Origin of the sequence: Marinomonas polaris DSM 16579 (assembly GCF_900129155.1) — a bacterium.
In the GTDB taxonomy this organism is placed as follows: domain Bacteria; phylum Pseudomonadota; class Gammaproteobacteria; order Pseudomonadales; family Marinomonadaceae; genus Marinomonas; species Marinomonas polaris.
Window position 1 is genome coordinate 293,187 of sequence record NZ_FQVF01000005.1, and the last position, 12,673, is coordinate 305,859.

General features: G+C 42.6%; 11 protein-coding genes. 10 read left to right on the forward strand and 1 reads right to left on the reverse strand.

Annotated elements, in window-relative coordinates; genetic code table 11:
- Positions 1-15: 15 nt before the first annotated feature.
- Together glmU and glmS are read left to right on the forward strand one after the other, a co-directional pair.
- On the forward strand, positions 16-1,377 hold the full coding sequence (glmU, locus tag BUA59_RS06905; RefSeq protein WP_072838976.1) for a bifunctional UDP-N-acetylglucosamine diphosphorylase/glucosamine-1-phosphate N-acetyltransferase GlmU: 1,362 nt from the start codon (positions 16-18) through the stop codon (positions 1,375-1,377).
- A 139-nt stretch (positions 1,378-1,516) separates the two neighbouring features.
- On the forward strand, positions 1,517-3,343 hold the full coding sequence (gene glmS, locus BUA59_RS06910) for a glutamine--fructose-6-phosphate transaminase (isomerizing) (RefSeq protein WP_072838977.1): 1,827 nt from the start codon (positions 1,517-1,519) through the stop codon (positions 3,341-3,343).
- Positions 3,344-3,440: 97 nt separating this feature from the next.
- Here the strand turns inward: glmS and BUA59_RS06915 are convergent, their stop codons facing one another.
- Complete coding sequence (locus tag BUA59_RS06915; protein WP_072838978.1) at positions 3,441-4,589, reverse strand: oligogalacturonate lyase family protein; 1,149 nt, start codon at positions 4,587-4,589, stop codon at positions 3,441-3,443.
- A gap of 263 nt (positions 4,590-4,852) precedes the next feature.
- On the opposite strand from BUA59_RS06915, the gene BUA59_RS06920 reads away from it, so the two are divergent.
- From BUA59_RS06920 to BUA59_RS06955, 8 genes are all read left to right on the forward strand, one after another.
- On the forward strand, positions 4,853-5,734 hold the full coding sequence (locus BUA59_RS06920; protein WP_072838979.1) for a carbohydrate ABC transporter permease: 882 nt from the start codon (positions 4,853-4,855) through the stop codon (positions 5,732-5,734).
- 2 nt (positions 5,735-5,736) lie between these two features.
- Positions 5,737-6,648, forward strand: coding sequence for a carbohydrate ABC transporter permease (locus BUA59_RS06925; protein WP_072838980.1), 912 nt, complete (start codon positions 5,737-5,739; stop codon positions 6,646-6,648).
- Between the two features lie 9 nt (positions 6,649-6,657).
- The gene (locus tag BUA59_RS06930; protein ID WP_072838981.1) at positions 6,658-7,791 is read left to right on the forward strand and encodes an ABC transporter ATP-binding protein; all 1,134 of its coding nucleotides are present in this window, start codon (positions 6,658-6,660) and stop codon (positions 7,789-7,791) included.
- A gap of 84 nt (positions 7,792-7,875) precedes the next feature.
- Positions 7,876-9,162, forward strand: coding sequence for an ABC transporter substrate-binding protein (locus BUA59_RS06935; protein ID WP_072838982.1), 1,287 nt, complete (start codon positions 7,876-7,878; stop codon positions 9,160-9,162).
- A 241-nt stretch (positions 9,163-9,403) separates the two neighbouring features.
- Positions 9,404-10,153, forward strand: a complete 750-nt coding sequence (kduD, locus tag BUA59_RS06940) for a 2-dehydro-3-deoxy-D-gluconate 5-dehydrogenase KduD (RefSeq protein WP_072838983.1) — start codon at positions 9,404-9,406, stop codon at positions 10,151-10,153.
- A gap of 263 nt (positions 10,154-10,416) precedes the next feature.
- The gene (gene kdgR / locus BUA59_RS06945; RefSeq protein WP_072839006.1) at positions 10,417-11,199 is read left to right on the forward strand and encodes a DNA-binding transcriptional regulator KdgR; all 783 of its coding nucleotides are present in this window, start codon (positions 10,417-10,419) and stop codon (positions 11,197-11,199) included.
- A gap of 248 nt (positions 11,200-11,447) precedes the next feature.
- The gene (locus BUA59_RS06950) at positions 11,448-11,768 is read left to right on the forward strand and encodes a cupin domain-containing protein (RefSeq protein WP_072838984.1); all 321 of its coding nucleotides are present in this window, start codon (positions 11,448-11,450) and stop codon (positions 11,766-11,768) included.
- A 48-nt stretch (positions 11,769-11,816) separates the two neighbouring features.
- Positions 11,817-12,452, forward strand: coding sequence for an RpiB/LacA/LacB family sugar-phosphate isomerase (locus BUA59_RS06955; RefSeq protein ID WP_072838985.1), 636 nt, complete (start codon positions 11,817-11,819; stop codon positions 12,450-12,452).
- The last annotated feature ends 221 nt before the right edge of the window (positions 12,453-12,673 follow it).

Genomic DNA, 12,673 nt, shown 5'->3' on the forward strand with positions numbered 1-12,673 from the left:
AATTCAAGGATGCTCATGACTCAGGACATCGTAATTCTTGCTGCCGGAAAGGGCAGCCGAATGAAATCAGCCTTTTCCAAGGTATTGCACAAAGTTGGCGGTATCGCCATGGTAAAACGAGTACTAACCACAGCAAGTACATTACCTGAATCAAAATTACATCTCGTTGTTGGCCACCAGGGTGAACAAGTCGAAGCAAATTGTCAGGACTTTTCAGCCAATATTGTTTGGCAAAATGATCCGCAAGGAACTGGTGATGCATTGCGTCGCGTTGCGCCTTTTCTTCAGGCTGATGGTGCGACATTAACTCTTTATGGTGATGTTCCGCTGATTCGTGCCAGTACATTAGAAAAAATGACTGCTCTGTCTAATTCCAATACCTTAGTTTTATTGACGATTTCTCTTGATAATCCAACTGGATACGGTCGGATTGTTCGCAACGAACAAGGCAAAGTGACAGCGATTGTTGAGCAAAAAGACGCTGCTGAAGACCAGCTTGCTATTAAAGAAGTGAACACCGGCATTTTGCTAGCGCCGAATAATCATCTACAAGGCTGGCTTGCAGCCTTAACGAATAATAACGCCCAAGGCGAATATTATTTGACCGATGTGATTGCTATGGCGGCACGTGATGGTGTGGATATTGTCACAGTGAACCCAGAAAACGAGGCCGAAGTGGCAGGCGTCAATGACCGAGTTCAGCTTGCCGCATTAGAGCGTGAGTTACAAAACCAGCAAGCCGTTAGCCTTATGCAAAATGGCGCGACCTTGCTTGACCCATCTCGCATTGATATTCGTGGAGAATTGACTACCGGTCACGATGTCATTATCGACGTGAACTGTATTTTTGAAGGTAAAGTAGTGTTGGGTACTGGTGTTGAAGTTGGGCCAAATTGCCATCTTAAAAACTGCACCATTGGCGACAATACTATTATTAAAAGCAACACGCTAATTGAAGAAAGCCAAGTTGGCGAAAATTGCGACATCGGTCCTTTTGCTCGATTACGTCCAGGCACACAGCTTGCTAATAAAGCCAAGATTGGCAACTTTGTTGAAACCAAGAAAGCCATTATTGGTGAAGGCAGCAAGGTTAATCATTTAAGCTACATTGGCGATACAGAAATGGGTGCAAACGTGAACGTTGGCGCAGGCACCATTACCTGCAACTACGATGGTGTAAATAAACATCTGACACAAGTGGCCGATAACGTCTTTATCGGTTCAAACACATCGTTAGTCGCACCAGTGCAAGTAGCAGAAGGTGCAATGATCGCTGCGGGTTCGACCATCACTAAACAAGTGGGCGTGAATCAATTGGCTTTCGCCAGAGCGCGACAAACCAACAAAGACAATTGGCCTCGTCCAATCAAAAAGTAACGCTTTAGCTTTTAATCTATTAAACAGAATTTTACATATTAAACAGGAGAAGCGGCGAGTCATTAACTCGCTGTTTATCTCATCATATTTATTATTGTGTTGAGCTGAGCCTCGGCACAAACACGAAAAGGATTCTCTCATGTGTGGAATAGTTGGCGCCATTGCGCGTCGTAACGTATCAAAAATTTTAATTGAAGGTCTTAGCCGTCTTGAATACCGTGGTTATGATTCTTCCGGTATTGCGATTAACAACGAAGAAGGTGTGTTTTCACACCGTGCCGTTGGCAAAGTTCAGGCATTAAAAGACAAATTCGAAGCAGAGCCACTAGATGGCAAAATGGGCATTGCTCACACACGTTGGGCCACTCATGGCAAGCCAACGGAAGCTAATGCACATCCACACTTTTCAGGTAATGATCTTGCTCTGGTTCATAATGGCATCATTGAAAATCACGAACCATTACGTCGCGAATTAAAAGCCAAAGGTTATGAATTCAAATCCGAAACAGATACCGAAGTTATCGTTCACCTTATTCATGATGCGTTAAAAACACAGCCAGATTTGCTGAAAGCTGTGCAAACGACGTTAACGAAACTACATGGCGCTTTTGCTATCGGAGTGGTGCAAAAAGACGATAACGATCGCTTTATTGCCGCACGTAAAGGCAGCCCGCTTGTAGTTGGTGTTGGTATTGAAGAAAACTTTGTCGCGTCAGATCAACTTGCATTATTGCATGTTACTGACCAGTTCATCTTTTTAGAAGAAGGCGACGTGGTTGAAGTAAGTCGTGATAACGTGTCTATCTATGATGTAAAAGGCGAGTTGCAAGACCGTCCAATTAGCGTGTTTAACCACAACATCGACGCGACAGACAAAGGTGAATTTCGTCATTACATGATGAAAGAAATCTACGAGCAACCTAAAGTGATCAGTGCTTGTCTAGAAGGTCGTATTAGTGAAACCAAGGTTCTTACTAGCTGCTTTGGTGCAGATTCTGCTTTCTTAAAAGAAGTGGAAAATGTACATATCGTTGCTTGTGGTACCAGTTATCATGCTGGCATGGTGGCAAAATACTGGATTGAAGATTTAGCTGGTTTGCCATGCAGTGTTGAAGTGGCAAGCGAATATCGATATCGCAAAGTGGCTGTGCCGAAGAAAACCTTGTTTTTGACCTTGTCACAGTCTGGCGAAACAGCGGATACACTGGCTGCGTTGCGTATGGCAAAAGAGCTGGGTTATTTAACGACTCTAGCTATCTGTAACGTCCCATCTAGTACGCTGGTACGTGAGTCAGCGCTTACTCTTCTTACCAATGCTGGCCCAGAAATCGGCGTAGCATCCACTAAAGCTTTTACCACTCAGCTGACTGCACTATTGATTACCAGTGTTGCTATTGCTGTAGAAAATGGTCTGTCAGCAGAAAGAGAAAAAGAGCTTGTGCAAGCTATGCGTTCATTACCTGCTTACGTGAATGCTGCTCTTTTAGAAGATGCTCACATTAAGACTGTTGCGGATCGTTTTGCTAATAAGACCAATGCGCTATTTTTGGGACGTGGCACCATGTTCCCAATCGCGCTAGAAGGCTCATTGAAACTAAAAGAAATTTCTTACATTCATGCGGAGGCCTACCCAGCAGGTGAGCTAAAACACGGTCCATTGGCTTTGGTTGATGAGAATATGCCAATCATTGCACTGGTTCCACATAACGACATGTTGGATAAGCTTAAGTCTAATCTACAAGAAGTGGCGGCTCGCGGTGGCGAACTGTATGTTTTTGCCGACAAGGACACAGACCTGCATAACGAAGAAAATATCATCTTCACCGAAGTGCCAAAAGTAGACAGCATTCTAGAGCCGATTGTTCATACAATTCCGCTGCAGTTATTGTCTTACCACGTTGCAGTCGTAAAAGGCACCGACGTAGATCAGCCTCGTAACCTAGCTAAATCGGTTACTGTGGAATAATTGATGATCTGAAATAAAAAAACCTAGCTATGGAACATGAACGAAACATAGCTAGGTAAAGTTACACAGAGAGTAACGCGTTTAACAAGTCAGTGCTTTACAGGGTTGCGAGGTAAATAGCGGGTGTGCCATTTACGTCTGAGCTGTAGAGCACTGATTTATCATCTGGTGTGAAAGAAGGGTGAGGGTGGTTGATCTGACGATCACCGTTTAAGACTTTCCAGCTGGTATTGTGTTCTGTAATAGGGCGAATGCTTGCGTCAGATAAATTAATCAAATACAGGTTAGGGTCGTTTTCGATGCCGTGGCCGGTATTATCGGCAACATCTACTGGTGTGCCTGAACCATCACCAACCACTAAAGAGCCGTCGTAGTTGCTCATTAGATGACTGCAAGCTGGCATTTCAGCTTCTACTTTAAAGGCTAGCGTTTGTGCATCTACAGAACAAAGTTGGCGTTTGTTTGTATTGGGTCTATAAGACACAAACATCATTTTTGATCCGTCAGGTACGAAAAATTCGTGAGTACACGATTCCTCTTCGCTTTGCTCGTAGACCTTGCGCATGTTGTCGCCTTTTTCATCTATCATCCACATCCGTGTTTCAACTAAGTCGTGCGGGCCTTCATGGCAGAATGCGATGGTATTGTCGTCATTAGGACGATAAAGCGGATGGCCAAGCCAAATATTTTCTTCGAAGATGGTTGTGCGTTGACCTGTTTTTAGATCGATTGAGATTAAGCGACAGCGTGGTTTTTGGTGATAAAACTGAGCAAATTTTTGCCAGCTATCTAGCTCCATGTAATCCGTATCTTTTATTTCTATCGCAACGACTTTCGTGCAAGCCGAATTTGGTACCCAAGTGCCGTAGCCTACCCAGCCTTTAGCCACTTCGTATAAAACACTGTGTTCTTGGTTCTTAAGATCGACACGAATGAGCTGCTTGTTATTTTTTACAAAGATCAGTGCGTCATCTTGTGTGGTAAGAAAGCCGCCAAATACATTGTCGCCTTTACCTTCGGTGAGCTGTATAGCTGTTTCATTATGTAAATCTAAAAGGTGGTAGTTTCTTTCGGTATCAAAATTGGCCGAGATAAGAAGCTTATTGCCATCTTCTGTGAAGCATTTTTGATAAAAATAGTTTCGATTACACACACTGCTATCAGGTGTTAGCTGAGTAACGATTGACCCTGTCTTTTCGTCAGTTGTGCGCTTAAATGCCAAGGATGTGGTGGTACCTAGTGACATGATTTCCTCTCTTATTTTTGTTTGCGGCTTCGTCTTTACTGATGGATTCGTGCTCTTTTTTCCACTGTTGCTATTCCCACGCTAGTTGAGCTTTTTCTATCTGAACACCGAATGAAAAACAGATTAACAGCTATTTTAAATTTATTCATCAATAAAAATGAAAAAGTGTTTTGAAAAAATTAATTAATTATTGTTATTTTTTTATTGTTCTTCTAGTATGTTTTCACAACGTCAAATAAAAACAACATTCAGAGTTAAAAACTATGTATGAAAATAAGCGTTTAGGGTTGCTGTACATTAGTCCTTACATCATAGGGCTTCTAGTATTTACAGCGTTTCCCTTCCTCTCATCCTTGATCATCAGTTTTACTGACTACGATCTAATTAATCCGCCAGAGTACATTGGCTTAGATAACTATCGTTACATGATGGATGACGATACCTTCTACCAATCTATGGGGGTAACGTTCGCGTATGTGTTTCTGACCATTCCGCTGAAATTAGCCTTCGCACTCTTTATTGCCTTTGTGCTGAACTTTAAGCTTCGCGGCATTAAGTTCTTCCGTACCGCTTATTACATCCCTTCTATCTTGGGTAGTAGTGTGGCGATAGCGGTATTGTGGCGCGCTATATTCTCACTCGATGGCTTGCTGAATAGCTTCCTAAGTGTCTTTGGTATTGAGGCGATCTCTTGGTTGGGCGAGCCCGTATTTGCCATGTTCTCCGTAACCTTGTTGCGTGTTTGGCAATTTGGTTCGGCTATGGTGATTTTCTTGGCTGCTCTGCAGAGTGTTCCACAATCTCAGTATGAAGCTGCCATGATTGACGGTGCATCTAAATGGCAGATGTTCACCAAGATCACCGTGCCTCTTATTACTCCTGTTATTTTCTTTAACTTCATTATGCAAACCACTCAGGCGTTTCAAGAGTTTACGGCGCCGTACGTTATTACCGGCGGTGGTCCCGCTAAATCGACGTATTTGTTCTCGCTTTATATCTATGAGACGGCGTTTAAGTATTTCGATCTTGGCTATGGTAGTGCGCTTGCTTGGGTGCTGTTTGTTGCTGTGGCGATATTTACGGCGATTTCATTCAAATCATCGAAGTACTGGGTGTTCTACTCAGGTGATAAGGGTGGTAAATAATTATGAATAAAGTATTCCCTAATAAAGCAGCGTTATCCGCTGACCTTAAGAATAACCCAACACTAAGAGCTGAAATTCGTAAGCAACGAGTAGGCGCATCTATTCGTTACATTATCTTGCTGTTTTTTGGATTGGTGATGTTGTATCCGCTGTTTTGGATGTTCTCAGCAGCTTTCAAACCAAACCATGAAATCTTTAGTTCTTTGAGCCTTTGGCCAAAAGAGTTTTCACTAGATGGTTTTATTAATGGTTGGAATACCGGCACGGAATATACCTTCGGACGATTCTTTTTAAACACCTTGTATTACGTGGTGCCGAAAGTGATTTTGACGGTGATTTCGTCGGTCATTGTGGCTTATGGATTTGCTCGCTTTGATATCCCATTTAAGAAATTCTGGTTCGTCACCTTGGTGGCTACCATTTTGTTGCCAACGTCTGTGTTGTTGATTCCTCAATACTTGATGTTCCGCGAAATGGGCATGCTAGACAGCTATTTGCCTTTGTATTTGCCGATGGCATTTGCGACGCAAGGTTTCTTTGTCTTCATGTTGATTCAGTTTTTACGTGGCTTGCCAACGGATATGGAAGAAGCAGCACAAATCGATGGTTGTAACTCTTATCAGCTGCTTTGGTACATCGTAGTGCCTATGTTGAAGCCTGCGATTATCTCTGTCGCGCTGTTCCAGTTTATGTGGTCAGTAAACGATTTCTTGGGGCCGCTTATTTATATTTCCAGCGTAGAAAAATACCCAATCGCATTGGCTCTTAAACTGTCCATTGATGTGACCGAAGGTACTCAGTGGAATGAAATTCTGGCTATGGCATCCATTGCCATTGTTCCGTCAATTGTTGTTTTCCTAATCGCACAGAATTACTTCGTAGAAGGAATTTCGTCCGGTGGCGTTAAGGGATAGGTGAATAGTATGTCTAAAGTTGTATTTGAAAATTTGACCAAAGTGTATTCGAACGGCTTCAAAGCAGTTCATGGTATTAACCTAGAAATTGAAGACGGCGAGTTCTTGGTTGTCATCGGGCCTTCTGGTTGTGCGAAATCGACGACATTACGTATGTTGGCGGGTTTGGAATCGGTTACTGGTGGTTCTATTAGCATTGGTGGCAAGGTCGTAAACGGTTTGCCGCCTAAAGATCGTGGTATTGCCATGGTGTTCCAAAACTATGCGCTTTATCCCCACATGAGTGTGCGTGAAAACTTAGGCTTTGGTTTGAAATTAGCAAAAGTCAGCAAGGCGGATATTGAAAAACAAGTCAACGAAGCCGCTGAACTTCTTGAACTTACGCCTTTGCTAGATCGCTTGCCACGTCAGCTTTCTGGTGGTCAGGCGCAACGTGTTGCAGTAGGTCGTGCCATTGTTAAGCGCCCTCAGGTGTTCTTGTTTGATGAGCCTTTGTCAAATTTGGATGCCAAGTTACGAGCGTCTATGCGTGTGCGTATTTCGGATTTGCATAAAACGCTGAAAAAGACCAATCGTTCGGCAACCAGTGTTTATGTTACCCACGATCAAACAGAAGCCATGACCATGGGCGACCGTATTTGCGTGATGAAAGACGGTCACATCATGCAAGTGGATACGCCTGCCAACCTCTATAAATACCCGAAAAACCTGTTTGTTGCGGGATTCATCGGCGCGCCAGAAATGAACATGGTTGAAACGCGTTTAGATCGCACTGGTGAAGGTAAGTGCCACTTAGCCTTGTCGTCTCAGATGCTAGGTTTACCAGATGAAAAACTTCAGAGAGTTCTAACCAATTTTACCGAAGACGTGGTGTTTGGTATTCGTCCTGAATTCATCAAGTTAGCAGATGAAAATTCGCCGCAGGATGAAATCATCAAGGGCACGATTGTGCGCATGGAAAACATGGGCGCAGAGTTTTACGTCCACTTTACCGTAGAAGATAGAGAGCTTTGTACACGAGTTCCTTCTGATGTCGTAGAAGCTAAATTGTTGGATTCAATCGGGAAAGAACAGCGGTTCCATTTCGAAATGAGCAACGCTCATATTTTTGATAAGAAAACTGAGATGAATATCTCTTTGTAAGACTTTTGCACGACAGCTAAGCCGCATAAAGCAAGAGTGATAGTCGTGCAAAAAATTGAGTAATCACTAACGAGGAAAAAGGACATGAAAATAAAAACAATAGCTCTGTTAGTCGGATTGGCTTCTGCTGGTTCAATGGTGAGTGTGAATGCAAACGCAGAAGATTTGCGTATGTCATGGTGGGGAGGGAACTCCCGACACACAGCAACCAACGACGCTGTTAAAGAGTTCGAAAAAGTGCATCCAGAAATCTCTGTTAAAACAGAATACACCGGCTGGGGCGGTCATCTAGAACGATTAACGACTCAGATTGCGGGTAATACTGAACCAGATGTCATGCAAACAAACTGGAATTGGATGCCGATCTTCTCTGCACGAGGAGATGGCTTTAAAGATCTACGTGAATACAGCGACGTATTAGACCTTACTCAGTTCGATAAATCCGCTCTTGATGCCGGAACAAATAACGGAAAACTCAATGGCATCCCTGTTTCCATGGCGGCACGTATTTTCTATTACAACAAAGATACATGGGCAAAAGCTGGCCTTCCGTACCCAGTAACTTGGGAAGATTTAATGGCTGCTGGGCCTGTTTTTAAAGAAAAACTTGGCGATGAGTTCTTTCCTATCATTCTTGAAGGTCGTGACATCATCGCGATGAATCGTTCGTTTATGGTTCAAAAGTATGGCATTCCAATGATCGATGAGGCGAATAAAAAATTCGCTTACTCCGATGCACAGATGCTTGAGTTTTTCAAAATGTATGAAGACATGGTGAAAAATCATGTCGCGCCAAGCAGTAAATATGTGGCGGGCTTTGGTAAGGCTAATTTGTACGAACATAAGCCATGGATCAATGGTGAATGGGCTGGTGTTTACATGTGGAACTCAGCAATCAACAAATATAACGACAACTTAAAGCCACCTATGTCATTGGATATTGGCTTTTATCCAATGAGAAAAGGCGCGGCTGATGCTGGCTTATTCTACAAGCCAGCACTAATGCTTTCTATTGGCAAAAATAGTAAGAATCCAAAAGACGCAGCTAAGCTGATTAACTTCCTTTTGAATGAACCTGCAGGTTACAACGCAATGGGTCTAGCTCGTGGCGTGCCTTTGAGCTTGGCGGCTCGTCGAGCTTTATCTTTGGATGGCACTATCAAAGATTCGGACTTATCCGTTGCTGGGTTAGCGCAAATAGACGACTTACCTAAAAATATTCTTACATCAGCTCATTTTGAAAATCCTAAGTTATTGGGGCTTTTTGAAGAGATGATCGAAAAAATGGACCAAGGCGATATCAAAGTAGAAGAGGCCGCTAAAGAGTTTATGTCTCAAGGTAATCGTATTTTGCGTAGAGCCATTAAATAAGTAGGAAAGCATTTTTTCAGATGTTGAAAGAGGATAGAGAGTATTGGATGAGGCGCGTTCGCGCGCCTCTACTTCTGCCAAAGTACATATATGAAGTGTAAGTACGTTAGGTGGGAGCCTTCAGGATAGGAGGATACATACAACGCAAATGATTTTAAAACTTTCAATGCCCCGCGCATCGAGAGCGGACAGCAAGGCGGGAAATTGCTTGTCCAACTATTATAAACACGAGGAATAAAATATGTTCGATCTGACGGGTAAAGTAGCCATTGTGACGGGATGTAATACAGGTCTTGGTCAGGGAATGGCTTTGGCTCTAGCAGGCGCTGGTGCAGATGTTGTTGGCGTAAATAGAGATGACCCAACAGAAACAATTGAATTGATGGCAAAAACAGGTCGTCAATTTCATAGTGTCATTGCTGACATGAGTAAAATAGACAGTGTTGACTATGTTGTTAAAGAAGCCGTATCTGTTTTTGGTAAAGTCGATATTCTTGTTAACAATGCGGGCATCATTCGCCGCAATGACGCGATAGATTTTACGGAAAAAGATTGGGATGATGTAATGGACCTGAATATTAAAGCGGTCTTTTTTATGTCTCAGGGCTTTGCTAAACAGGTTATCGCTCAAGGAACATCCGGCAACATTATTAATATTGCTTCTATGTTGTCTTACCAAGGCGGTATTCGAGTACCTTCTTACACAGCGTCGAAAAGTGGCGTGATGGGGGTAACTCGCTTACTGGCAAACGAATGGGCAAAGCATGGTATTAACGTCAATGCGATTGCGCCGGGTTATATGGCCACAGACAACACAGCGGCATTGCGTGCGGATGAAGATCGTTCTAGTGAAATATTAAGCCGTATACCTGCGGGTCGTTGGGGTACACCTGGTGACATGGCTGGACCGATTGTCTTTTTGGCGTCTGAAGCATCGCGTTATGTGAATGGTTATACCATTGCGGTAGATGGCGGCTGGTTAGCTCGTTAGCTTTTAAATCTTTTAGCTTTTAGGAAAAGATAAAGGAAAAGACGAGCTTTACAGGTGCATGCGGAACATTTTTTATGAAAATCATGTTTATGGAAACAAGATTTATCAAAACGATGCTTCCGCATCTTGCCGCAGTGATATTTTTGGTGACTTGTATAATATCTTAATTGTGAATTAAGTTTCATTTTGTAATGCTGGGATGTATCTATATGCAGAATTACTCTACAATTACAAAAACACATTTCAAAAAAAATGAAACTTATATGATAAATGAAGAAAATACTCAGCAAATAGAACCCGTATCTTCTGTGATGAAGGTATTTGCTATTCTAAACGCTTTAGCAGAACACAAGTCCTTAGGTGTTACAGAACTGTCTCAAATCGTCATGACGTCAAAAAGTACTGTGTATCGCTTTTTGCAAACTATGAAGATGTTAGGGTTTGTATCACAAGAAGGTGACGATGATCGTTACTCACTTACACTGAAGCTATTTGAAGTCAGTGCGCGAGCTTTAGAGCATGTTGATTTAGTCGAACTTACCGAGCCTTATATGTCTCGTATTGGTGAGCTGACAAAAGAAGCATTGCACCTTGGTATTCGTGATGGTGACGGCATTATTTATATATACAAAGTCGATGCTCAATACAACTTGCGTATGCAATCTCGTATTGGCCGCCGCAATCCGCTTTACTCTACTGCAATAGGTAAAGTACTGCTTGCCGAGCGCCCAGAAAGCTACATTCGTGATGTTTTGAAAGACACTGAATTCCTGCCTTCTACGGCCAAAACACACCGTTCTATAGACTCTCTTTTGGTCGAGCTAAAAGAAGTGAAAGATTTAGGTTACGGTGTGGATAACGAAGAGCAAGAAGAAGGCCTGCGATGTATTGCCGCGCCTATTTATGACCGATTAGGTAATGTTATTGCAGGATTGAGTTTATCTTTTCCAACACTACGTTATACACCTGAAAAATTTGAAAAATACGTTAGTTTGCTACAAGAAGCAGCAGCGAAAGTATCTGAAAAATTAGGTTACGCTAAGTAGTATTCATCAGTAATAGCTATCTGGAATATCAAAAGCTGGAGTGATTTCGCTCCGGCTTTCTTTTATTTGTTCATCTGCTTTTCTTTCTTATCTATTAGTCAGTTTATTCATTCGAATAGCCAACTTTGTAAAATTCGTTTTTTTATCGCGAAATAAAATAAATGAAACAGCTTTTCATAAAAGATTGAATAATGTTTTATCGCTGCTATAGTAGTCTTGTCTAAAACAAGAATACAAAGAGTTGTCCTATGTTTGTTTACAATAACGAAGTCCCTCTGGAAGATCTTGGTGCGGGTGTTTCACGCAAAATCATGGCCTATTCAGATAACATCATGGCAGTCGAAGTGCATTTTGAAAAAGATGCCATCGGCCCACTTCATAATCATCCACATGAACAATTAACTTACGTATTGTCTGGTAAGTTTGAGTTCACAATAGGGGATGAAACCAAAATTGTTGGTCCTGGTGACACGCTTTATAAAGAGCCAAATGTCATGCATGGTTGCCGCTGTTTAGAGCCAGGCGTCTTGCTAGACAATTTCACACCAGTACGAAAAGACTTCTTATAAACAACGTCTTGCGACATCGAATGACTTAAATGAATTCAGGAGAAAGTTATGAAAATTGCACTGATGATGGAAAACAGCCAAGCAGGTAAAAACGCCGTAATTCTAGAACAACTAAACGCGGTTGCTGGTCCATTGAATCACGATGTGTTTAACGTCGGCATGAGTGATGAAAACGATCACCACCTGACTTACATCCACCTAGGCATCATGGCGAGCCTTTTATTGAACTCGAATGCTGTAGACTTTGTTGTCTCTGGTTGTGGGACTGGTCAAGGCGCAATGATGTCTCTGAACGCTCACCCAGGTGTTGTGTGTGGTTACTGCCTAGAACCTTCAGACGCTTTCTTGTTTAACCAAATCAACAACGGTAATGCCATTGCTATGGCATTTGCGAAAGGTTTTGGTTGGGCTGCAGAACTAAATGCACGTTACATCTTTGAAAAAGCCTTCACTGGCCCACGTGGCGAAGGCTACCCAGTTGAACGCAGAGAACCACAAGTTAAAAACGCTGGTATCTTGAACCTAGTAAAAGCTGCAACCATGAAAGACAACTACTTGGATGGTTTAAAAGCCATGGACCAAGAACTGGTTAAAACAGCCGTAACTGGTGAACGCTTCCAGCAATGTTTCTTTGATAATTGCCAGAACCCTGAGATCGAAGCGTACGTGCGTTCGTTATTGTAAAAACCTCGACACACAAACACGACCTACAGAAAACCAACCACCTGTAGGTCGGCCTTCAGGCCGTCAAGAGGCGATCATACAATCACCTGTAGGTCGGCCTTTAGGCCGTCAAAAGCCGATCACACCAAACCACAACCAATCATATGTAGGTCGGCCTTTAGGCCGTCAAAAAGCATCTAGCCTTTACAAAACTTTCTTGACGCGCTAAAGCACGACCTACA